Genomic DNA, 22,420 nt, shown 5'->3' with positions numbered 1-22,420 from the left:
GGAGATCGTTGCCCGAGGCGCGCAGGATGGCGAGATGAAAACGCGTGTCGGCGCGGGTGCGCTCCGGCAGCGTCGCCGCCGCGCCCATCTCCCGGCAGGCCTGGCTGATCTCGGCCATCTGCTCGTCGCTGTGCCGGATCGCGGCAAAGGCGCTGGCTTCCGGCTCGATGATGTGACGGAATTCCTGCACGGTTCTGAGGAACAATTCGCGATCAGGCGATGTCGCATACCAGGCGAGCACGTCGCGATCGAGCAGGTTCCAGCGCTCTTTCGGCTCGACCCAGCTGCCGATCTTCGGGCGCGAGGCCAGCAGGCTCTTGGCCATCAGCATCTTGATCGCCTCGCGCACCGCCGAGCGGCTGACGTTGAAAGTCTCGGACCATTTTGCCTCGTTGGGCAGGATGGTTCCCGGCGGATAGTCGCCGCGCACGATCCTGAGGCCGATCTCGTTGGCCAGCGACGCATGCACGCTCGATCCAGGCATACGCGCAGCGTCGGCACGGCGAACGCCGGCCGAGGCACGGCGAGAGGCGGCGGGTCGCTCGGCGGACGCCGCCTTGGCCGGTGTTTTTCCCTTGTTCGGCTTCCCGTCCCGCATGCGTTCACAAAGTCTGGATTCCGAAAGCTGTCAAGCACGGGAAAAGCCTCGGGCCGCAAAGCCCGCTTCTATGCACAGATCAGGCCGGATTCATCGCCCCGTCAGGCCGTCTTGACGTATTTCCGCCAACTATGCTCGGGACGAAAACCGAGCACATCCTTCGCCTTGCGGTTCGAAAGCAGCGTCTCGTATTCGCCGAGCTCGCCCTTGACCGGCACATCGGGATAAAACCGCTTCAAGAGTTCAGCCGTCGGCAGATCGGATGAGGTGTCGTCATTGGCGGCGTTGAACACCTGATAGCCGAGCCCGTCCTTCTCGATGGCGCGCAGCGTGATCTGGCCGAGGTCGCGCGCGTCGATGTAGCTCCAGGCGATCCGCTTGCGGAAACCCGGATCGGCGAACCATTTCGGAAACAGCGAATATTCATGCGGCTCGATGACGTTGCCGATGCGCAAGGCATAGATGTCGATGCCGCTGCGCAGCGCGAAGGCGCGCGCCGTCTTCTCGTTGACGATCTTGGACAGCGCATAGCTGTCCATCGGATCGACGTCATACTCCTCGTCGAGCGGGAAATGCGTCGGGTTGCGCGGTTCGTTGGCGAAGACCAGCCCGTAGGTCGTCTCGCTGGAGGCGATCACCACCTTGCGGATGCCGAGCTTCACCGCCGCCTCGATGACATTGTAGGTGCCGAGCGCGTTGATGCGGAACACCTCGTTGTCGGGCGTGATCATGATGCGCGGGATGGCTGCGAAATGCACCACGGCATCGACCGGCTGCGCGCGCAGCGATGGGTCGAACTCATGCAGGCCCATATAGCTCGACAGGGCGTTGAACACCTGCCCGCTGTCGGTGATGTCGGTGATCAGCGTGCGCACCTTGGGGTTGTCGAGCGGCTTGGTGTCGATGTTGAGCACCTGGCAGCCCTGCTCGACCAGATACTGCACGACGTGACGTCCGGCCTTGCCGCTGCCGCCAGTGAACATGATCCGCTTCGTCATTTTGCTCTCCACATTCCCTAGGATTCATGTGTATTGTCAGACAATATGGCATTCCGCAATCGCCTGCCACCGCCTGCGGCAAAAACCCGCTTCAACAATTCGCCTGCCAACGGCAGCGATGCTATCGACCACCCGCAAACAGGACGAACCGACATGACCACGACTGCCGCGAGCGAAAAGATCGGCTTCATCGGCCTTGGCCTGATGGGGCACGGAATCGCGAAGAACATCGTCGACAAGGGCTACGCGCTGACCTTTCTCGGCCGCAAGAATCGCGCGCCGGCCGAAGACCTGCTCGGCCGGGGCGCGAAGGAAGCGGCGACCTCGCGCGACGTGGCAGTCGCATCCGATATCGTCTTCATCTGCGTCACCGGCTCGCGTGAGGTCGAATCCATCATCCGCGGCCCCGGCGGCCTCAAGGAGGGCCTGAAAAAGGGCTCGGTGGTCGTCGACTGCTCGACCTCGGATCCGACCTCGACGGTGGCGCTTGCCGCCGAACTCAAGGCGCTCGGCGTCGACTATGTCGATGCCCCGCTCAGCCGCACGCCGAAGGAGGCTTGGGAAGGCACGCTCGACGCCATGGTCGGCGCGTCCGACGCAGTCTTTGCCCGGCTGAAGCCGGTGCTCGACACCTGGGCCGGGCGCATCGTCCATATCGGCGACACCGGCGACGGCCACCGCATGAAGCTGCTCAACAATTTCATTTCGCTGGGCTACGCGGCTATCTATTCCGAGGCGCTGGCGTTGGCCGAGAAGGTCGGCATCTCGCCGCCGCGCTTCGACAGCGTCATCCGCAACGGCCGCATGGATTGCGGCTTCTACCAGACCTTCATGCGCTGGACGCTTGAAGGCGACCGCGACGCGCACAAATTCACCATCGCCAACGCCTTCAAGGACCTCACCTATCTCGAATCGATGGCGGGTTCCGCCGGCATCGCCAACCCGCTCGGCAATGCCACGAAAAACGCTTTCGCCGGCGCCTTCGTCGCTGGGCCCGATCAATATGTGCCGATGCTGGCGACGCATATCGGCAAGGTCAACGGCGTCGACCTGACGCCGACGAAGGATGGGAAGCGCTAGAAGGTTTGAGGACGGCACGCTAGCGCCGCGACCGCCCGATGACGTCGTCGGTGTTGGCAAGCAGCCTGTGCACGGCGTTCCTTGCAGCCGCCGGGCGCCTGAGACGAATGTTCTTCTCGATCGCCTCGTGCAGGGCCTGTGCCCGCCGCTGGTCGCTGGTCTGGAGTGTGACGAAGACGAACAGATGGTCGAGCGCGGATTCGATCAGCACGCCGAGCGGCACAAGGAGATCGTTGCCCGAGGCGCGCAGGATGGCGAGATGAAAACGCGTGTCGGCGCGGGTGCGCTCCGGCAGCGTCGCCGCCGCGCCCATCTCCCGGCAGGCCTGGCTGATCTCGGCCATCTGCTCGTCGCTGTGCCGGATCGCGGCAAAGGCGCTGGCTTCCGGCTCGATGATGTGACGGAATTCCTGCACGGTTCTGAGGAACAATTCGCGATCAGGCGATGTCGCATACCAGGCGAGCACGTCGCGGTCGAGCAGGTTCCAGCGCTCTTTCGGCTCGACCCAGCTGCCGATCTTGGGGCGTGAGGCCAGCAGGCTCTTGGCCATCAGCATCTTGATCGCCTCGCGCACCGCCGAGCGGCTGACGTTGAAAGTCTCGGACCATTTGGCCTCGTTGGGCAGGATGGTTCCCGGCGGATAGTCGCCGCGCACGATCCTGAGGCCAATCTCGTTGGCCAGCGACGCATGCACGCTCGATCCGGGGATCAGCGCCGCGTCGGCATGGCGAGCGCCGGCCGGACGGGCGGCCTGTGTCTTGATCTTGGTAGGTCGCTTTTTTGATCTTGCGTCCGACATCCATGTTCCCCGGCACAGGCTGAACTCAAGGCACGGCAAAGCAGGAGCGTATCGCCCCGGCACTGTCACCTCGTGCGTTTTCGTGAACCGGTGTGACGGGGCGCCCGTCGATCGGGCGCCCCGAAAACTGCGAACCTACTTCTGGATGCAGGTGTCGACCGTATCCTTGGTGCACTCGTCGAGACCGGTGAAGACCGGATCCTCGACCGGCTTGCCTTCGATCAGGTCGATCATCACCGAGGGTGCCTTGTAGCCCATCTCGAACGGCCGCTGGCCGACCAGTGCGGTCACCAGCCCTTCCTTGGCAATCGCCACTTCGTCACCGATCGTATCGGCGGCGCCGATGACGAACTCGTTGCTGGCGATCTTCTCGGCCATCGGCTTGAACAGGTCGCGATAGGGCTGCGGCGCGCCGAACAGCGGCCAGCCGCCCATGATGCCGAAGGCGTCGAGATCGGGATTGGCGGCGAGGATATCGGTCATCGCCTGAACGCCCTTGGCGCCGTCGTCATTGGTGAACACCGGACAGCCGGCGACCTCGGTCCAGCCGCCCTCGCCGGCGAGCGCCGGGAGATCCTTCTGGCCTGAAAGCGCGTCGCGCATGCCCTGGGCGCGGCGCAGGATGTTGTCGGCCGCCGGATTGCCTTCGATGGTGCAGATCTTGCCGCCGTCCGGCTTGCCCTTCTTGATGTACTCGCCGATCTTGTAGCCCATCAGGTAGTTGTCGGTGCCGAGATAGGTCTTGCGCAGCGCCGCATCTTCCTTGCTGAGGTCGGCGTCGAGCGTCATGATCGGGATCGACGGATTGGCGCTTTTGATCGTCTGCGCGATCAGCGGCGCGTTGGACGGCGAAATGGCCATCGCCACGGTATCCGGCTTGCTCAGCATGTCCTGGACGATCTGGGCTTCGCCGGCCTCGTCCGAGGTCGACGCCGGACCGGTGTAGAAGCACTCATATTCCGAACTGGCGTTTTCCGAGTTCCATTTCTCGCACCCCTGGTGGATGGCCTCGAAGAATGGATTGTCGAGACCCTTCACCACGATGACGAGCTGTTTCTTGGCCAAAGCCGGCCCGGCGCTCAACGCCATGACGGCGACGGCGGCGAGCAATAGTGATTTCCTCATGTCAGTCCTCCCTTGAAACAGACGGACACGGCGTGCCCGCCATACAGATCAACCCGGATGCGCGATGACAGAGGTTCGTTTCGCGAGCGCTCGTGTCGCCAACCCAGGCCGATAAGCATTTCCAGATGCGGTCGCAGACCAGCGCGATAAACACGGACGCTGCCGATCCTCGACCGATAAACCTCCGCCGCCCCCGCCCGGCGAACCGGAACAGCAGATCGGCATAATCTCCTCCGGCACTTAGCTAATATCGGCTTGCAACCAACGTCAATTGCTATTTGTCCTACAAAACAGATTTTTCGAAAGGAGCCGCTGTTGACGCCAAGGGGGCATGTGCGTAAATGGGCGAAAGCGCTGTTTCCGGGAGGAGCTGGGGAGCGCGAGGCCGCGGCAGAACCGCAGGCCGGAAAGCACGGGAGGCAAGAAGGCTGGTGGCGGTTCTCGAACTCACCAACATCTCGAAACATTTCGGCGCCATCCAGGCGGTCAACGACGTGTCGCTGTCGATCGAAGCCGGACAGGTGGTCGGCCTGATGGGCGACAACGGCGCCGGCAAGTCGACGCTGGTCAAGATGATCGCCGGCAATTTCCCCCCGAGCCATGGCACGATGCAGATGGACGGCAAGGATCTGGTCCTGCACAAGCCTGTGGAGGCGCGCCAGCACGGCATCGAGATCGTCCATCAGGACCTGGCGCTGTGCAACAATCTGACGGCCGCCGCGAACGTCTATCTCGGCCGCGAGCTGCGCCGCGGCGTCGGGCCGTTTCGCATCCTCGACTACGCCGCCATGTACAAGCGCGCCGGCCAGATCTTCGCCGAGCTGAAATCCGAGACCCGCCCGCGCGACCTGGTCAAGCAGATGTCGGGCGGCCAGCGGCAAGCGGTGGCGATTGCACGCACCATGCTTTCACAGGCCAAGATCGTGCTGATGGACGAGCCGACGGCGGCGATCTCGGTCCGGCAGGTCGCCGAGGTGCTGAACCTGATCCGCCATCTGCGCGACCAGGGTATTGCGGTCGTGCTGATCAGTCACCGCATGCCCGACGTCTTTGACGTTGCCGACCGCGTCATCGTCATGCGGCGCGGCCGCAAGGTCGCCGATAAGACGATCGCATCGAGTTCGCCCGAGGAAGTCACCGGGCTCATCACCGGCGCCATAGAACAGGTTTGATGTCAGCGGGTTTCACCACGCAAGCAGATAAAGGTCGATAATGGCAGTCACACTTGACCAGACGATCGCGCAGAAACAGCACACTTTGCTGTCCAGGGTGTTTGCCAGCCAGACCTTCTGGGTGGTGATCGCGGTCATCCTCGCCTGCCTGTTCCTGTCCGTGGCCACGGATTCCTTCGCCACGACCAAGAACCTCTACAACATCACCCGCAACGTCACCTTCGTCGCCATCGTCGCGCTGGGCATGACCTTCGTCATCATCACCGGCGGCATCGACCTGTCGGTCGGCTCGGTGCTTTGTCTGTCCTCTATGGTGCTGGCCGTCACCATGCATGCCGGCTACGGCATCGAGATCGGCATTGCCGCTTCGATCGCGACAGCACTGACCATTGGCGCCTTCAACGGTGTCTTGATCGCCTATCTCGGGTTTCCGCCCTTCGTGGTGACGCTCGGCATGCTGTCGATAGCGCGCAGCCTCGCCATGGTCGCCTCCAACAACACTGTGGTCTTCCAGTTCGGACCGGACCACGACAAGCTTCTCGCACTGGGCGGCGGCGCCTGGGTATTCGGCATCGCCAATCCGGTGCTCTATACGATCCTGCTGGCGCTGATCACCGGCTTCACGCTGCGCTGGACGAAGTTCGGCCGGCACATCTTCGCCATTGGCGGCAACGAGCATGCGGCGACGCTGACCGGCGTTCCGGTGCGTCAGATCAAGGTCGCGGTCTACATGATCTCGGCGCTGGCAGCGGGCATTGCCGGCATCATCCAGACCGGCTGGCTGGGCGCCGTCACCACCAATCTCGGCGCCGGCATGGAGCTTCAGGTGATCGCCGCCACCGTTATCGGCGGCGCCAACCTGGCCGGCGGCATGGGTACAGCCTTTGGCGCTGTCGTCGGCGCGGCGCTGATCGAGGTGATCCGCAACAGTCTCGGCCTGCTCGGCATCAATGCCTTCTGGCAAGGCACCTTCATTGGCGGCGCCATTCTGCTGGCGGTCCTGTTCGATCGGATACGCAATTTCAGGCGCAACGACTAGGAACCATGATCCCGAACCGAAGGTCCGCGTCAGCGAAAAGTGGAAGCCGGCTTTTGCTGCGCTGACCTTTCGGTTCGGATAAGACCATGATCAAACAAAAGAGAGCCTGGTGACGAAATCGCTATTCAGCCTCGACGGGCGGCTGGTGCTGATCACCGGATCCGGCCAGGGCATCGGCTTTGCCCTGGCGCGGGGCCTCGCCGAGCATGGCGCGAGCGTGGTGCTGAACGGCCGCGACCCGGGCAAGGTCGGTGGCGCTGTGGCAAGGCTGCGCGACGCCGGCTTCGAGGCGCATGCATCGATCTTCGACGTGACCGACTTTCATGCGGTCGACCGGGACGTTGCCCGGATCGAGGCGGAGATCGGCGCCATCGACGTGCTCGTCAACAATGCCGGCGTGCAATTCCGTGCCCCGCTCGAGGATTTTCCCGAGGAGCAGTGGGAGCGCCTGTTCAAGACGAATGTCTCGGGCGCCTTCCACGCCGGCAAGGCGGTGGCGCGCTACATGATCCCGCGCGGCAAGGGCAAGATCATCAACATCGGTTCGGTGCAGAGCGAACTGGCGAGGACCGGCATCGCCCCCTATACCGCGACGAAGGGCGCGATCAGGAACCTGACCAGGGGCATGTGCGCCGACTGGGCGAAACACGGCCTGCAGATCAATGCCATCGCGCCCGGCTATTTCCGCACCGAGATGAATCAGGCGCTGGTCGACAATCCCGAATTTTCGGCCTGGCTGGAGAAGCGGACGCCGGCCGGGCGCTGGGGCAATGTCGACGAACTGATCGGCGCGGCAGTCTTCCTGGCCTCGGACGCGTCGTCCTTCGTCAATGGCCACACGCTCTATGTCGACGGCGGTCTGACCGCTTCGGTGTAGCCATACCGGCCTGGAAATATTCACCTTCTTCCTATCCCTCAGTCTGAAAATCAGCCGGCACGACCCATGGCGGGCACCAGGCGTGCGCATGCGCCTTGACGCAGGCCCGGACTGAGCCGCACTATCCCCATTGCAGGCGAAGGGAGGCCAGTCGCCTGCGGGAGGATATACCCATGACGGAAGCGATCAGGCTCTACTGGGGCCGGTTCGGACATGTTTCTGTCCTGAACGTCGCCAGCGACTTCGTCACCCATGCCCATGTCGAGGCGCATATCATCATCTGGCTGGAAGGCACGGCCGGCGAGATGACCATCGGCCGCGAGACGGTGCGGCTTGGACCCGGCACCGCCGCCGGCATCAATTCCTTCCAGCCGCACAGCCACGCTTTGTCCCGCGACGGCACGCCCGGCCTGTTCCTTGCCTTCTACATCGATCCGGACTGGGCCCGCCGGCGCCGCGACCTGCCTTCGTCCGCGCCGCTATTTTCAAGCCCGGCGATCACGCTGGAGCCGTGGCTACACAAGGCGGCAGCCAACCTTCTCGACCATCTCAGCGACAATGAGAGCATCGACGACATCGCCAATTACGAGATCGAGCGCTTCATCGACAGCGTGCTCGACGCCGCCGACGCCTCGGCGCCGCACGTGGCGCGCGCCCGCACCCACACCATGCAGGACTTCCGCGTCCGCAAGGCGATCCAGCTGATGAAGGCCAATGTCTGCGAACGCATCTGCTTCGACGATGTGGCGCGCAGCGTCGGCCTGTCGCGGCCGCATTTCTTCGCGCTGTTCAAGGAGCAGACCAATCTGACGCCCAACGTCTACTGGAACACGCTGCGCATGGAGGAGGCGGTGCGGCAGTTGCAATGGTCGCAGGAGCCGCTGATCTCGGTCGCCTGCAATCTCGGCTTCACCACGCAGGGCAATTTCTCGCGCTTCTTCCGCGACCATGTCGGCGTTCCGCCGACACTTTACCGCGAGGCGGCGCGGGCCATTTCCTGAGCCGCCGCCTGCCTTTTCAGCCTGCCTGTTTTCAGACTGCTCTTTTTCAGACTCATTGATAGGCGTTCAAGACGCATTGATAAGCGCCGCCGACCTTGCCGCCCTAGCCTTCTGAGCAGCCAACTCGCAAGGGAAACGATCACATGGCGAAAGTCACCATCTCCAGCGTCATCGACGCACCGGTCGAAAAGGTCTGGGCGCGCATACGCGACTTCAACGGTCTGCCGAGCTGGCATCCGCGCATGGTCGAAAGCCATATCGAGGACGGAAAGGACGCCGGCACGATCGGCTGCGTGCGCAATTTCCAGCTCGCCAGCGGCGCTCGCCTCCGTGAAAAACTGCTCGACTTCTCCGACGAGAACTTTCTTGTCAGCTACTCCATCCTGGAGACCCCGCAGCCGCTCACCAATCACAAGGCGACGCTGCAGTTGCGTCGGGTGACCGATGGCGACCGCACCTATGCCGAATGGACCGCCAGCTTCGACGCGCCCCCGGCAGAAGCCGACAAGCTGGCCGAAGGCATGGGCGTTAACGTCTTCCAGGGCGGTTTCAACGCTTTGAAAAGTCATTTCGCCGGCCAAAGCTGAGCAAAGGGAGCGTTCAATGGCGCTTGCACTGCAGACTTTTTCGACGGTGAAGGACGCGAATGCGGCGCTGAAAGCCGCCGGCACCCGCTATCTCGGCGGCGGCACGCTGGTCGTGCGCGCCGCCAATGAAGGCGATGTTTCGGTCTCCGGCTTCGTCAGGTCGACCGAGCCTTCGCTGTCTGCCATCACCGTTTCCGGCGGCAAGGTAAGCATCGGCGCCTCGGTGACCATGGCGGCGATTGCCCGTCATCGCGATCTCGCACCCCTCGCCCGCGCCGCGCGCGCCGTCGGCGGCCCGGCGATACGCAACATGGCGACCGTCGGCGGCAATCTCTTCGCCCCGGCGCCCTATGGTGATTTCACCGTCGCGCTGCTGGCATTGGATGCCTCCGTCAGCACCAATGGCGGTGACCTGCCGATCGAAACCTTCCTGGCAACACGCGAAAGCCATCACGCCATCATCACCGCGGTCGGCTTCAGCTTGCCATTGGAAGGTGGTTTTCGCTTCCTGAAAGTGTCGAGGGTCAAGCCGAAAGGCGTCTCGGTGCTGAGCATCGCCACCGTGCTGGAACAGGCGCCGGATGGCACCGTGTCTTCGGCGCGGATCGCGCTCGGCTGCATGGCCGATCGTCCGATGCGCGCGAAGGCGGCGGAGAACGCGCTGCTTGGCAGGAAACTCACCAGCGACGGCATCGCGCCGGCGCTGGCTGTGGCGAGCGAGGGCACTTCGCCCGTCACCGATCCGATCGCCAGTGCCTGGTATCGCAATGAAGTCCTGCCGGTCCATCTCGGCCGGCTGCTGCTCGCCTGAAAATACAAATCGGGGGAGCGTGCTTGCCCAACGGCAAGCGCGCAAGGAGGAAACATGGCAAAGGTCCCGGTTCAATTCACGCTCAACGGCGCGGAGAAGGCCGAATTCATCGACAGCGGCACGACGCTGCTCAACACACTGCGCGACAAGATCGGCGATACCTCGCCAAAGGGCGGCTGCCATCAGGGCACATGCGGCGCCTGCTCGGTCATCATCAACGGCGAGCTCCGGCTCTCCTGCCTGACGCTGGCCGAGACCTGCAACGGCGCTGCCATCACCACGACGTCGGGGCTTTCGGAAGGCGGCGTGCTGCATCCGCTGCAGCGCGCCTTTCTCGATGCCTTCGCCACACAATGCGGCTTCTGCACCCCGGGCATGATCATGGCGGCCAAGGTGCTGCTCGACCAGACGCCGAACCCCAGCCGCGAGGATGTTGTCGAGGCGCTGTCGGGCAATATCTGCCGCTGCACCGGCTACGAGCCGATCATCCAGGCGGTGCTGACCGCCGCGCGATCCAATTCGCAGAATGCGGCTTGAGGAGGTCGGGAAAATGGAGCTCCGCAAGAACTACTTCGCCGACCAGCGCAAGGACGATCTGCACGAGATCGGCCAGCCGCGGCCGCGTTCGGATTCGCCCGGCCATGTCACCGGCAAGACCGCCTATTTCGCCGACCGCAATTTTCCCGGCATGCTGCATCTGAAGATGGTGCGCAGCCCGCACCATCACGCGCGCATTCGCAGCATCGACACTTCCGAGGCGGAAAAGCACCCGGGCGTCGTCAAGGTGCTGACAGCCAAGGACGTGCCGCACAATGTCTACACCATCCTGATCCTGATCCAGATCGGGCCGGAGGACGAGACGGTGCTGGCCGACGGCAAGGTGCGCTGGAAGGGCGAGGCCGTGGTGGCGGTGCTGGCCGAGACCGAGCGTGCCGCGCAGGAAGCAGCAGCCAAGGTCAAGGTCGACTACGAAGTGCTGCCGGCCGTCTTCGACATGGAGGAAGCGCTGAAGCCCGGCGCACCTCTGGTCAACGAATATCACGGCCAGAACTACTATCTCTATGACAGCGGTGAATGCCGCAAGGTGCGCTTCGGCGATGTCGAGGCGGGCTTCGCCGGCGCCGATCACATCCTGGAACAGACCTACCAGTCTTCGCCGATCGAGCACGCGCCGGCCGAGACGACCGGCTGCGTCGTCGCGCCCGAGGGCAATGACCGCTTCACCTGCTACACCAACACGCAGGCGATGTTCTTCACCCTCGACAATGCCTCGATCATCCTGCAGATGCCCGGCAGCAAGCTGCATTTCGTCGGCGGCACCGTCGGCGGCGGCTTCGGTGGCAAGGTCGACGTCATCGTCGAGCCGATCGCCATCCTCGGCGCCAAGCTGACCGGCCGGCCGGTCTCCTTCATCTACAGCCGCGAGGAGGAGATGCAGATTTCGTCACCCCGCGCGGCCGAAAAGGTCGTCATCAAGGACGGCTTCATGAAGGATGGCCGCATCGTCGCCCGCAAGGTCACCGGCTACACCGATGCCGGCGCCTATTCGCGCCATTCACCCTATGGCGCGCAGAAGGGCGCGGGCCACTATCCCGGCCCCTACACGATCCCGAATGTCTGGATCGACACCTATTGCGTCTACACCAACCGCACCCCCTCCTCCGCCATGCGCGGCTTTGGCGTCACCATCGGCGACTTCGCGCTGGAGGTGCAGATGGACAAGCTTGCCCGGCTGATCGGCATGGATCCGCTCGAATTCCGCTTCATCAACGCTTATCGCGACGGTGACATGAAGGCGCATCGCCAGCCGACCGAGGGCGCGGCGCTGATCGAATGCATGCAGGAAGCATCGCGCGCCGCCAACTGGCCGGTGGCGGAGAAGTACCTCTCCATGTCGTCCTACACGAAGGGAGCTTGAGATGGCGATCAGGCGCGGACGCGGCGTGGCCGCCATCAACTATCCGACCGGCATGAACCTCGGCGGCGACCCGACCCAGGCGCTGGTGCATTCGACGCCGACCGGCAATTTCATGGTGACGCTGTCGTCAGTCGATCTCGGCCAGGGCATGAAGCAGATCATGGCGCAGATCTGCGCCGAGACGATCGGCGTGCCGACCGACCGCGTCGTCGTCGACACCGCCGACACCGACACCGGCCCGCACTGCATGGGCACCTTCGCCTCGCGCGGCACGCACCGCGCCGGCAACGCTGTCATCCAGGCGGCCAGGGAAGCCCGCCAGGTGATGCTGGAAGTGGCGGCCGAGGAGCTGGAGGTGAACGCCTCGGACCTCGAGACCGACGGCCAGGGCAACATCCTGGTCAAGGGCGCGCCGCAGAAGTCGATCTCGATCTTCGACGTCGCGCTGTCGGCGCATTTCAAGCGCGGCCGCTCGATTTCCGGCCGCGGCATGTTTTTGATCCCGCGCTCTTATCCCGAGAAAGAGACCGGCGCGATGAAGCCGTCGACCTGCTATGCCCATGCCTGCACGGTGGCCGAGGTCGAGGTCGACGACGAGACCGGCGAAGTCACCGTGCTGACGATGAAGAACGTCTTCGAGATCGGCCGGGCGCTGAACCCGAAAATGGTCGAGCAGCAGCTCGTTGGCGGTTCGTGGATGGGCATCAGCCATGCGCTCTACGAGACGACAGAACCCTATTACCCCAACCGCGACCATGGCGGCACCGACTTCAACCAATATCTGATGCCGGGGCCGGGCGATCTTGCGCAAACCGAGATCATCGTGCTGGAACGGCCTTCGGCCGACGGACCCTATGGCGCCAAGGGGCCGGGCGAAATGTGCGCCAACCCGCAGATTCCCGCGGTCGCCAACGCCGTCTTCGACGCAGTCGGCGTGCGCATAGACACGCTGCCGATCACGCCGGAGCGCATCCTGCGCGCGCTGAAGGCGCAAGCCGGCGCGCCGAACTGAGTGCTGGAAATGCCAAAGGCAAGCGCCGAGACTGTCGCGATCTCGCCGGAGGCGGTGGCGACCCGCCTCGCCGCCTCAAGCTATCTAGCCGATGAAAGCTTGGCGACCGCCATCTTCCTGGCGATAAGGCTGGGCAAGCCGCTGCTGCTCGAAGGCGCGCCGGGCGTCGGCAAGACGGAGGCCGCAAAAGCGATCGCCGAAGTGCTCGGGCGCGACCTCGTGCGGCTGCAATGCTACGAAGGCATCGACGCCGCGCATGCGCTCTACGAATGGAACTACCAGCGCCAGTTGCTTGCCATCCGCCATGCCGGGGAGCACGAGATCGACATCTATGACGACCGTTTTCTGATCGCGCGGCCGCTGCTGCAGGTGCTGAAGGCGCCGGAAAAACGCGTGCTGCTGGTCGACGAGATCGACCGTTCGGATCATGAGTTCGAAGCGCTGCTCCTGGAATTCCTTTCCGATTTCCAGATCAGCATTCCCGAGCGAGGCACCATTCGCGCGACGGCGCAGCCGATCGTCATCCTGACCTCGAACCGCACCCGCGAACTGGCGGAAGCGCTGCGGCGTCGCTGCGTCTACCACTGGATCACCTACCCCGACGCCGAGCGCGAGGCCGCCATCATCATGCTGCGCGCCGGCGACGTGGCGCAAGCCACTGCGCGCGCCGTGGCTTCTGCCGTGCGCGACATCCGCGCCCGCCCACTGGCCAAGCCGCCGGGCATCGCCGAGGCGGTCGAATGGGCGAATGCCGCGACGATCCTCGAAAAAGGCGGCAGCCCGTGGCCGGAAGCCTTTCGCCGCGCCATCGGCGTGCTGATCAAGGACGAGGAGGACCTGTCCTATATCGCGCCCGAGCTTGGCCGGATCGTTGAGGAGGCACTGGCGTGAGCGCCGCAGCCTTGCCCCGGGCAGCGGCGCCCTTGCTCGGCTTCGGCCGGCTGCTGCGCCGTTACGGCTTTCCGGTGGCATCCGAACAGGTGTCGGGCTTCATGCAAGCGGTGACGCTGCTTGGCCCCCGCTCGATGAATGACATCCACGAGGCTGCCCTCGCCACGCTGGCGCCGCCGCCCGACCGCCGCGACGAATTCGAGGCGCATTTCCAGAGCCATTTCTACGGCAACACCACGGCCGTGATCGAAGGCGAAGCCGACGAGGAAACCCGCATCAAGGACGACGGCGGCGCGAGCGAAGAAGAAATCCAGGTGGCGCGCCAAGAGGAAGGCGGCGAGCAGGCGTCCGGCGCCGAACAGTTGAGCACCCGCGACTTCCAGCGCGACGGCGACGGGTTGACCGCCTTCCGCCGCAGGCTGGCGTCTGCCCTGCCCGCCCGCCGCTCGTTCCGCACCGTGCGCACGCACGCGCGCGGCAAGCTCGATCTGCGCCGTTCGCTCCGCGAAATCGTCAGCGCCGATGGCGATGTCCCGTCGCCGCTGCTGCGCCGCAGGCAGACCGTGCCGCGCAAGCTGCTGATCCTGATCGACGTCTCCGGCTCGATGAGGCTGCATACCGCCGACTACCTCAAACTGGCACATGCGGCGGTGCAAGGCGCAGACCGGGCCGAGATCTTCACCTTCGGCACAAGGCTGACCCGCATCACTTCGGCGCTGCGCATTCGCGACCGCGACCAGGCGCTGGCCCGCGTGGCCACACTGGTCGACGACTGGGATGGCGGCACCCGCATGGGGCCGACGCTGCTCGCCTTCCTGTCGGTGCCGCGCTTTTCCTCACTTGCGCGTGGAGCGGCGGTCGTCATCCTGTCGGACGCTCTGGAGCGCGGCGATCATGCCGAGCTGGAAATGGCGATGCGCCGGCTGAGCGCACGCGCCTTCCGGCTTTCGCTGGCGACGCCGCTGGCCGGCGATCCGCGCTTCCAGCCGGCGACGGCAGCGCTTCGCGCCATCCTGCCGGTGCTCGACGATCTGGTCGATGGCTCGTCGATCTCGGGCCTCACCGATTTCATCCTGTCGCTCGCCCGCCCTGCTCCGGCGGCCGCGGCAATCTGGAAAAGGGTCTCATGATGCAAAAGGCGATCGACGCGCATTTCCACATCTGGCGCCAAAAGGACCAGCCATGGCTGCGCGGGCCGATGGTGCCGCGCATCTTCGGGCCCTACGAGCCGATCCGCCGCGACTATCCGATCGAGGAATTTCTCGCCGACCAGAAAGGCTCCGGCGTCGAGAAAGCGGTCTATGTCCAGACCAACTGGGCGAAAGAGGATTTCGAGACCGAGGTCGCCTTTCTGCAGAAGACGGCCGACGGGACCGGCTGGCCGCATGCCATCGTCGGCTATGCCGACATGACGGTCGATGATGTCCGGCCCCAGATCGACAGGTTGATCAAATACCCCCTGCTGCGCGGCGTGCGCATGCAGCTGCACTGGCACGAGACGCCGGCCTTCCGCTTCGCCGCTTCGGCAGACCAGGTCATCGATCCAAAGGTGCGAGCCAATGTGGCGCGGCTGAAGGACTATGGCCTGTCCTTCGACCTGCAGCTTTTCCCGGCCCAGATGAAGGACGGGCTGACGCTTGTCGGCGAGAATTCTGAGACCAATTTCATCCTCACCCATGCCGGCATGCTCACCGACATGTCGGAGGAAACCACGGAAGCCTGGAAGGCCGGTCTGCACACGCTTTCGGCGGCGCCCAACCTCTATGCCAAGCTCTCCGGCCTCGGCACCTTCGTCCACCGCAACGACCCTGCGCTGATCGCCTATATCGTCGACAATGCGATCGACGTCCTCGGCAGCGACCACCTGATGTTCGGCTCGAACTTCCCGATCGAGAAACTGTGGACCAGCCATGCCGAGCTGATCAAGGCGCACCGCCAGGCGGTGGCTAAGCACGGAGCGGCGGCCGAGGCGGCTGTTTTCTGGAATACCGCCGAGCGAGTTTACCGGCCGGTGTGAGGCGCGGCGCTAAGGGCCAGAGCGCGCTTTCGATCCTCTCGCTAGCGATCTTGCAGTACATTTAAGTGCGGAATAGCGCTTGTCATGGCATGATTGAGCGGAATTCCGCTTGACTTTGCCCGCCAATCAATGTATGCGGAATTCCGCTTTTATTCATCTAAAAATGCGGAAAAACGCATGAAACCGTCTATCTTCCAGTCTCTGGGAACTCAAATCAGGGAAGCCAGAGTGAACCGCCGATTGACGCAACCCGCGCTTGCCCAGCGACTGGGCAGGGATCGCGCGCGCATTTCCGAACTGGAACGCGATCTTGCTAACGAGCGCATCGGACGCGACAGGCTTTCCCTTTTGGTCGAGATTTGCGATGCGCTTGATCTGACGCCGTTGCTTGTGCCGAACTCCAGACTCTCTGCCGTCCGCGAATTGATTTCGCCGGAAAAAGCCCCGCGTGAAGCGACACCCGCACAATCCACCGCCTTTGACGATCTCTTCGTCGATCTGTCCGATGACGAGGACAAGTGATGACAGGCGTGGCAGCAGTTCTAGGCGTGTATCTTTTCGATCCGGAAGGCAACAGAAACCGTGTTGGTGTCCTGACGCGGGACCGCGACCGAGCAACTGCCTTTGTGGTGGACGAAGTCTATTTGCGAAATCCGGAGCGACCTACCCTTAGCCTAAGCTGGCTGGTGCCGGGCGACGAAGCCACGACACGCGCACGACTTGCGGCGCGCGGAGACAAGATTGGCCTTCACGGGCATCTGCCCCCATGGTTCTCAGGACTGCTTCCCGAAGGCGCGTTGCGCGACCTTGTCATAACAGAGATGGGGCCGGGCAATCACGACCAATTCGACCTGCTGACAAGACTGGGCGCGGATTTGCCTGGCGCTATTCTGATCGCGCCGGAAACAGACACACCAGCTTCAGCCGGACCGCTCCGTCTCGAAAGCGTTCAAGGCCTCGACCTTGTACGACCAGAGGGCATGGTAAAATTTTCGCTCGCAGGCGTGCAGCTCAAATTCGCTGCCGTCGCCATAGGCAACCGGCTCACCGTGCCGGCGAGGGCCGGCGAAAGTCGCTGCATCCTGAAGGTACCGACCGCCCGATATCCCGGTTTGCCTGAGGCGGAATTTGCGGCCATGACCCTGTGCCGAATGATCGGTGTCAATACGGCGGATTGCCGGCTGATCTCGACCGATGCGGTCGAAGCAATCCCCAAAGCGTTTCTCAAGGAGGGAAAGCAGGCGTTTGTCGCCGACCGCTTCGATCGTCCGGGTGGCAACAAACGGATACATATGGAAGATGCCGCCCAGATCGTCGGAGCCACCGGTGAACGCAAATATACGATGGCCACATACGAGACCGTTCTCAACATGATCCGTCGTTTCAGTACGGACTGGCGCGCTGACGTTTTTGAAGGCCTGCGCCGGATCGTCGCCGACATCCTGATCGGAAATGGAGACAATCACCTGAAGAACTGGTCATTCTGGTTTCCCCACAATCGCGAAATTCGGCTTTCGCCAGCTTACGACATTGTTCCAACCATCTTTTTTGCTCCGAATGACAATCTGGCCCTGAGATTTGCCGGCACGCACACCTTCGCAAACGTCACCTTCAAACGATTCCGTCGTGTCGCTGATTTCCTCAAGCTCGACCCAGACTGGATCGAACGGGAAATGAAGGCAGTTGTCGAAACAGCGCTCGACCAATGGCCAAGAGCATCTTTCGACCTTCTGGATGAAGCGCGGGCCACGCTGCTCTTGAAGCGCTTAGACACACTTGCCGTGGTGCAGGAGACGAGAGGGTGAATACGAACAGCGATCTAAAATCGCAGACTACCTCATGTCACCTCGAACTGCGGATCGAGCGGGATCTGCATCGCGGTCACCAGATGGTTGGTCTGCCCGGCCAGCCCGATGATCGAGACCAGTTCGCCATGCTGCGCGTCGGTCATGCCCTTGGCCCGCGCCGCAGCCGTGTGCGAATGGACGCAATAGGAGCAGCCATTGGCGGTCGAGACGGCGATGTAGATCATCTCCTTGGTCAGCGGGTCGATGGCGCTCTCGGGGACCATTACCGCCTTGAGCTGTTCCCAGACCCGCCTCAACGAGACCGGATCGTTGGCCAGCCCGCGCCAGAAATTGTTGACGAAATCGGATTTGCGCGTCGCCCGGATATCATCGAACACGGCCTTCACGGCGGGAATCTTTTCCACCTCGATATCGCTGAGAAGTCTGGCAGTGGCCATGGCGGGCTCCTTTCGTTTTGATCTGCGTGTGAGGAAACGCGGCTATGCACGGCCGCGTGCATGATTCTTCCTCTGTCACTTCCGCCGACACAGGACAGACGCGATAGGCGACGACTGCCGCAGGTATCAGTTCCGTTGAAAATGGCCCGAAACCTCGGCCCCCGCGGCTGGTGGCAGCGTCAGGAAACGGAACGAGGCCGCGAGCCCGATAGCGCCGATCGTCAGAAAGGCGACGCGGAAGTCTACCAGGTCAAGCGCCAGCCCGCCCCTCACGATCTGCGACAGGTTGAGCAGCGCCGCCGCGACCGCCACGCCGAACAGCATCGCCACTTGCTGCAGCATGCTGGCCAAGGTCGACGCCGAACTGCGCTGCGATGAGGCCACGTCGGCGAAGGCCAGCGTGTTGAGCGCAGTGAACTGCATCGAACGCGTCAATCCGGCGATCAGCATCAGCGCCACCACCAGCGCTTGCGAGGTCTGCGGCGATATCGCCGCGCAGGCCATAATCGACAGCGATGCGATCACGCCGTTGACGACCAGCACTGAACGAAAACCGAAGTACCTCAGCGTCGGTGTCGTTACCGTCTTCATGCCGAGATTGCCGAGGAAATAGGCCAAGATCAGCATACCGGCATCGACGGGTCTCAGGCCGAATCCGACCTGGAACAGCAGCGGCAGCAGGAACGGCGTGGCGTTGATGGCAACCCGTAAAATGGTGCCGGCCGACAGCGTCGATATGGCAAAAGTCCGCACCTTGAACGCTGTGAGGTCGAGCAGCGGATTCTTTGCACGCGCCAGATGCCGCACCGCCAGCCAGCCGACGAGGATGCCGGTGGCAACCAGCGCCACGGTCGGCAAGGCGCCGTCTTCCGGATGGGCGACGCGCTCGAGGCCGTAGAGCATTGAGGCGAGCCCGGCCGAGGTCAGAAAGAAACCCGGCCAGTCGAACGGCCTGGCTGCGGAATCGCGGTCGCCGGGAATGAAGCGGGCGACCAGCGCCAGACCGGCCACGCCGAGTGGAATGTTGATGAAGAAATTCCAGTGCCAGGAGAGATAGGTGGTGATGAAGCCGCCCAGCACCGGTCCGATCACCGGCGCGAACAGCGCCGGCCAGGTGATCAGCGCGGTGGCGTTGAGAAGCTCGGATTTGGGGGCGTTGCGCAGCACCAGGATGCGGCCGACCGGCGTCATCAGCGCACTGCCCAGCCCCTGGACCGCGCGCGCGGCGACGAATTCGGTCAGGTTCTGCGAGATGCCGCAGGCGATCGAAGCCAGCGTGAACAGCGCGATCGCGATGAGGAAGACGTTGCGCGCGCCAACGCGGTCTGCGAGCCAACCGGACAACGGCACGAATACCGCCATGGTCAGCATGTAGACGGTGATGCCGATGCTCATCGCCACCGCCGGTACGCCGAAGGATTCTCCCATCTGCGGCAGCGATGTCGAGATGATCGTCGAATCCAGAAGCTGCATGAAGAAGGCGATGGCGACGATCAGCGCCACACGCCGCGCCGCTGTCGCGGTTTCGGGCAAGGCTTTGTTTTCGGGAATGGCGGTCATGCGCAGAACTGTCCGAAACTCCATCGGCACCGCACACTTGTCCGGCAAATCGATGACGCACCGGTTTGAACAGCATTTGGGCGGCGCCGTCCAGACATGGACCAACAAACTTTCGTGTCGTATCGCGAGCTGTTATGCGATGACTGAACCTCGCCACCGAACCAGCCCTTGACACTTCGCCTTTCTGACCGGGAACTGTGTGCATGAAACCAATCTACATCGATTATCTCAACGCTCTCGACATCGAAGCACTCGCGATGACCGATGCGGAAATCATCGAAGCGGTCGAGGCCGGGCTGGTGGCGCAGGGCAACGGCCAGACGGTGATCGAGCCGCGCGTCCATCTCGAGCCTGACCCATCCTTCAACGGCCATTTCAACGTCCTGCGCGGCTACGTCGCGCCGCTCGATGCGGCCGGCGTCAAGATCGTCGGCGACTATGTCGACAATTACCTGCACGGCCTGCCGTCGGAATTCGGCATCCTCAACCTGTTCGACCCGCGCACCGGCACGCCGCGTGCCATCCTCGACGCCACGGTCATCACCGACATGCGCACCGGCGCCGTGACCGCCATCGGCGCCAAACACCTGGCGAAAAAGACATCGAAGGTTCTCGGTCATATAGGCGCGCGCGGCACCGCCTACTGGAATGTGCGCCTGCTCGATCATCTCTTCGACTTCGACGAGATCCGCGTGCATTCCCGTCGGCCGGAGAGCCGCGACGGCTTTGCCGCCAAGCTGTCCGCCGATCTCGGCAAGAAGGTCACAGCGGTCGCCGACTGGCACTCCTGCGTCGAAGGCGCCGATATCGTCGTCGAAGCCTCGCGGCTGCCGGAACCACAGCCGCTGCTGAAAACCGAATGGATCAAGCCCGGTGCGCTGGTGATGCCCTACGGCACGATGAGCGCGGTGGAGCTGTCGCTGACCGACATCATGGCCAAGATCGTCGTCGACGACTGGGGTCAGTGCAAGGGCGGCAAATTCGGCTCGCTGCGCGCCCATGTCGAGACCGGACGGCTGAGCGAACAAACCCTGCACGCCGAACTTGGCCAGATCGCCGCCGGCCGCAAGGCCGGGCGACAGAGCGACGACGAGACGATCCTGTTCTGGCATCGCGGCCTGTCGCTCTCCGACATCGCGCTGGGCAAGGCGATGCTGGCCAAGGCGCAAGCGCAAGGCATCGGCCAGCGGCTGCGCTTCGCATGAGTGCGCTCATCCTCTCCGGAGCCGGCATCCGTGTCGAGGACGTCGCGGCGGTTGCCCGTGACAGGCGCAAGGTGGAAATAGCACCCACCGTCATGGAAAGGTTGGACAGAGCGCGAAAAGTGCTCGACCGCGCTGCCGCTTCCGGTCAGCCGATCTATGGGCTCAACACCGGTCTCGGCGCCAATCTCGGCACATCGGTCAGCGGCGACGCCGGCGCTTTCCAGCGCCAGTTGCTGGAAGGGCGCAGCGGCGCGGTGGGTGACGTGCTGCCGCAGGACATCGTGCGGGCGACGATGCTTGCCCGGGCGGCGATGTTTTCGGCCGGCGGTTCGGGCATTTCATTGGAGGTTTTCGTCGCACTCGTCGACGCGCTCAACGCCGGCGTGCACCCGGTGATGCCGTCGCTGGGCTCGATCGGCGACAGCGACCTGGTGCTGATGGCAACGCTCGGCCGCATGCTGACCGGCGACGGCGAAGCCGACTTTCAAGGCAGGCGCATGCCGGCGGCCAAGGCGCTGGCGATGGCCCGCCTCGCCCCCGTCAGCCTCGCCCCCAAGGACGGACTATCGCTGATAAGCGCTTCGGCGGTGTCGGCCGGCGGCGGCGCGCTGGCGCTGGCCGACGCACTGTCCGCCTTCGCACAACAACAGCAGGCGGGCGCGCTGACCATGGAAGGCATCGGCGCCAACCAGACGATCCTCGACCCGCGCCTGCATGCGGCGCGACCGGCCGCCGGCCAGCAGCAGGCGGCAAAAGGCTTGCGCGATCTTCTGGCACGCGACAAGGCGCCGATGCCGACGACCTTGCAGGACCCGCTGTCGATCCGCTGCATGCCGTCAATCCATGGCGCGCTGTTGGAGGCAATCGATCAGGCCAGGCAAGCCGTCGAGATCGAGCTCAACGCCGCCGCCGACAACCCGCTGGTGCTGGGCGACGACGACATGGTGCTGTCGACCGGCAATTTCCACACCCCGTCGCTGTCGCTTGCCTTCGAGACGCTTGGCCTTGCCATCGCTCAATGTGCGGCCGCCTGCGCCGCCCGCTTCATCCAACTCACCGGCTCGGGCCGCAACGGCCTGCCCAGATATCTGTCGCCGGTTGGCGGCGCTTCGGCCGGCTTCGTGCCGCTGCAAAAGACGGTGACCGCTATCCTCGCCGCCATCCGCCACAAGGCTAATCCGGTGATGCTCGACTTCCTGCCGGTCTCGGAAGGCGTCGAGGACCATGCGACGCAAGCACCGCTGGCCGTTTCGAAATGCGCCGACATGATCGTGCTGTGGCAGCGGCTGATCGCCTTCGAGCTGATGGCGGCTGCGCAGGCAGTCGACCTGCGCGACGGCCTGACGCTGGCGCCGGCGACCGCCGCGATCCATGCGGCGGTGCGCGCGCTTGTCCTGCCGCTCAAGGAGGACAGACCCCAAGGCATCCATGCCGAGGCCATTTACGCGGCGCTCGCCAGTGGATCGTGGCAGGCGTAGGGCCGAA

At 63.8% G+C, this 22,420-nt stretch carries 23 protein-coding genes; 17 read left to right on the top strand and 6 right to left on the bottom strand.

Annotation, left to right across the window (positions count from 1 at the left end; genetic code table 11):
- Positions 1 to 598, bottom strand: a 598-nt coding sequence (locus tag E5X88_RS29995; RefSeq protein ID WP_292167617.1) for a FadR/GntR family transcriptional regulator, incomplete at its 3' end; no start/stop codon positions are given.
- 101 nt (positions 599 to 699) lie between these two features.
- A complete protein-coding gene (locus E5X88_RS29990; RefSeq protein ID WP_292167615.1) occupies positions 700 to 1,596 on the bottom strand; it encodes an NAD(P)-dependent oxidoreductase in 897 nt (298 codons plus the stop codon).
- A gap of 153 nt (positions 1,597 to 1,749) precedes the next feature.
- On the opposite strand from E5X88_RS29990, the gene E5X88_RS29985 reads away from it, so the two are divergent.
- A complete protein-coding gene (locus E5X88_RS29985; protein ID WP_292167613.1) occupies positions 1,750 to 2,676 on the top strand; it encodes an NAD(P)-dependent oxidoreductase in 927 nt (308 codons plus the stop codon).
- Positions 2,677 to 2,695: 19 nt separating this feature from the next.
- Here E5X88_RS29985 and E5X88_RS29980 read toward each other — a convergent pair whose 3' ends face one another.
- Positions 2,696 to 3,475 carry a FadR/GntR family transcriptional regulator gene (locus E5X88_RS29980; protein ID WP_292167611.1) on the bottom strand — a complete coding sequence of 260 codons (780 nt, stop codon included), beginning with the start codon at positions 3,473 to 3,475 and terminating at the stop codon, positions 2,696 to 2,698.
- A gap of 135 nt (positions 3,476 to 3,610) precedes the next feature.
- On the bottom strand, positions 3,611 to 4,600 hold the full coding sequence (locus tag E5X88_RS29975) for a sugar-binding protein (protein WP_292167608.1): 990 nt from the start codon (positions 4,598 to 4,600) through the stop codon (positions 3,611 to 3,613).
- A gap of 431 nt (positions 4,601 to 5,031) precedes the next feature.
- Between E5X88_RS29975 and E5X88_RS29970 the strand changes: the two genes are divergently transcribed.
- From E5X88_RS29970 to E5X88_RS29905, 14 genes are all read left to right on the top strand, one after another.
- A complete protein-coding gene (locus E5X88_RS29970; protein WP_145719553.1) occupies positions 5,032 to 5,772 on the top strand; it encodes an ATP-binding cassette domain-containing protein in 741 nt (246 codons plus the stop codon).
- Between the two features lie 40 nt (positions 5,773 to 5,812).
- The gene (locus E5X88_RS29965; RefSeq protein WP_292167606.1) at positions 5,813 to 6,811 is read left to right on the top strand and encodes an ABC transporter permease; all 999 of its coding nucleotides are present in this window, start codon (positions 5,813 to 5,815) and stop codon (positions 6,809 to 6,811) included.
- A 109-nt stretch (positions 6,812 to 6,920) separates the two neighbouring features.
- On the top strand, positions 6,921 to 7,688 hold the full coding sequence (locus tag E5X88_RS29960) for an SDR family oxidoreductase (RefSeq protein WP_292167604.1): 768 nt from the start codon (positions 6,921 to 6,923) through the stop codon (positions 7,686 to 7,688).
- A 173-nt stretch (positions 7,689 to 7,861) separates the two neighbouring features.
- Positions 7,862 to 8,689, top strand: a complete 828-nt coding sequence (locus E5X88_RS29955; RefSeq protein ID WP_292167602.1) for an AraC family transcriptional regulator — start codon at positions 7,862 to 7,864, stop codon at positions 8,687 to 8,689.
- 143 nt (positions 8,690 to 8,832) lie between these two features.
- On the top strand, positions 8,833 to 9,276 hold the full coding sequence (locus E5X88_RS29950) for an SRPBCC family protein (protein ID WP_292167599.1): 444 nt from the start codon (positions 8,833 to 8,835) through the stop codon (positions 9,274 to 9,276).
- Positions 9,277 to 9,292: 16 nt separating this feature from the next.
- Positions 9,293 to 10,087 carry an FAD binding domain-containing protein gene (locus tag E5X88_RS29945; protein ID WP_292167597.1) on the top strand — a complete coding sequence of 265 codons (795 nt, stop codon included), beginning with the start codon at positions 9,293 to 9,295 and terminating at the stop codon, positions 10,085 to 10,087.
- 54 nt (positions 10,088 to 10,141) lie between these two features.
- The gene (locus E5X88_RS29940) at positions 10,142 to 10,624 is read left to right on the top strand and encodes a (2Fe-2S)-binding protein (protein ID WP_292167596.1); all 483 of its coding nucleotides are present in this window, start codon (positions 10,142 to 10,144) and stop codon (positions 10,622 to 10,624) included.
- A gap of 13 nt (positions 10,625 to 10,637) precedes the next feature.
- Positions 10,638 to 12,005 (top strand): xanthine dehydrogenase family protein molybdopterin-binding subunit, encoded by a 1,368-nt coding sequence (locus E5X88_RS29935; protein ID WP_292167594.1) that lies wholly within the window; start codon positions 10,638 to 10,640, stop codon positions 12,003 to 12,005.
- Position 12,006: 1 nt separating this feature from the next.
- Positions 12,007 to 13,017, top strand: a complete 1,011-nt coding sequence (locus tag E5X88_RS29930; RefSeq protein WP_292167593.1) for a molybdopterin cofactor-binding domain-containing protein — start codon at positions 12,007 to 12,009, stop codon at positions 13,015 to 13,017.
- A gap of 9 nt (positions 13,018 to 13,026) precedes the next feature.
- Positions 13,027 to 13,908 carry a MoxR family ATPase gene (locus tag E5X88_RS29925; RefSeq protein WP_292167591.1) on the top strand — a complete coding sequence of 294 codons (882 nt, stop codon included), beginning with the start codon at positions 13,027 to 13,029 and terminating at the stop codon, positions 13,906 to 13,908.
- A gap of 53 nt (positions 13,909 to 13,961) precedes the next feature.
- The gene (locus E5X88_RS29920; RefSeq protein ID WP_366664785.1) at positions 13,962 to 15,038 is read left to right on the top strand and encodes a VWA domain-containing protein; all 1,077 of its coding nucleotides are present in this window, start codon (positions 13,962 to 13,964) and stop codon (positions 15,036 to 15,038) included.
- Positions 15,038 to 15,925 (top strand): amidohydrolase, encoded by an 888-nt coding sequence (locus E5X88_RS29915; protein ID WP_292167623.1) that lies wholly within the window; start codon positions 15,038 to 15,040, stop codon positions 15,923 to 15,925. Before E5X88_RS29920 ends, E5X88_RS29915 begins: the two co-directional genes overlap by 1 nt.
- Positions 15,926 to 16,102: 177 nt before the next feature.
- On the top strand, positions 16,103 to 16,447 hold the full coding sequence (locus E5X88_RS29910) for a helix-turn-helix transcriptional regulator (protein ID WP_292167587.1): 345 nt from the start codon (positions 16,103 to 16,105) through the stop codon (positions 16,445 to 16,447).
- Complete coding sequence (locus tag E5X88_RS29905; protein ID WP_292167583.1) at positions 16,447 to 17,730, top strand: type II toxin-antitoxin system HipA family toxin; 1,284 nt, start codon at positions 16,447 to 16,449, stop codon at positions 17,728 to 17,730. Before E5X88_RS29910 ends, E5X88_RS29905 begins: the two co-directional genes overlap by 1 nt.
- Positions 17,731 to 17,762: 32 nt before the next feature.
- Here the strand turns inward: E5X88_RS29905 and E5X88_RS29900 are convergent, their stop codons facing one another.
- Positions 17,763 to 18,170: a carboxymuconolactone decarboxylase family protein gene (locus E5X88_RS29900; RefSeq protein ID WP_292167581.1), complete on the bottom strand. Its 408-nt coding sequence runs from the start codon at positions 18,168 to 18,170 to the stop codon at positions 17,763 to 17,765.
- A gap of 126 nt (positions 18,171 to 18,296) precedes the next feature.
- Positions 18,297 to 19,730 carry a DHA2 family efflux MFS transporter permease subunit gene (locus E5X88_RS29895; RefSeq protein ID WP_292167579.1) on the bottom strand — a complete coding sequence of 478 codons (1,434 nt, stop codon included), beginning with the start codon at positions 19,728 to 19,730 and terminating at the stop codon, positions 18,297 to 18,299.
- 203 nt (positions 19,731 to 19,933) lie between these two features.
- Between E5X88_RS29895 and E5X88_RS29890 the strand changes: the two genes are divergently transcribed.
- Positions 19,934 to 20,935: an ornithine cyclodeaminase family protein gene (locus E5X88_RS29890; RefSeq protein ID WP_292167577.1), complete on the top strand. Its 1,002-nt coding sequence runs from the start codon at positions 19,934 to 19,936 to the stop codon at positions 20,933 to 20,935.
- A complete protein-coding gene (gene hutH, locus E5X88_RS29885; protein ID WP_292167575.1) occupies positions 20,932 to 22,413 on the top strand; it encodes a histidine ammonia-lyase in 1,482 nt (493 codons plus the stop codon). Before E5X88_RS29890 ends, hutH begins: the two co-directional genes overlap by 4 nt.
- Positions 22,414 to 22,420: the final 7 nt, after the last annotated feature.

The organism is Mesorhizobium sp. (genome assembly GCF_004962245.1).
Lineage (GTDB): Bacteria > Pseudomonadota > Alphaproteobacteria > Rhizobiales > Rhizobiaceae > Mesorhizobium.
The sequence above is the reverse complement of the archived record's forward strand: the minus strand, read 5'-3'. Positions and strand labels throughout refer to the sequence as shown.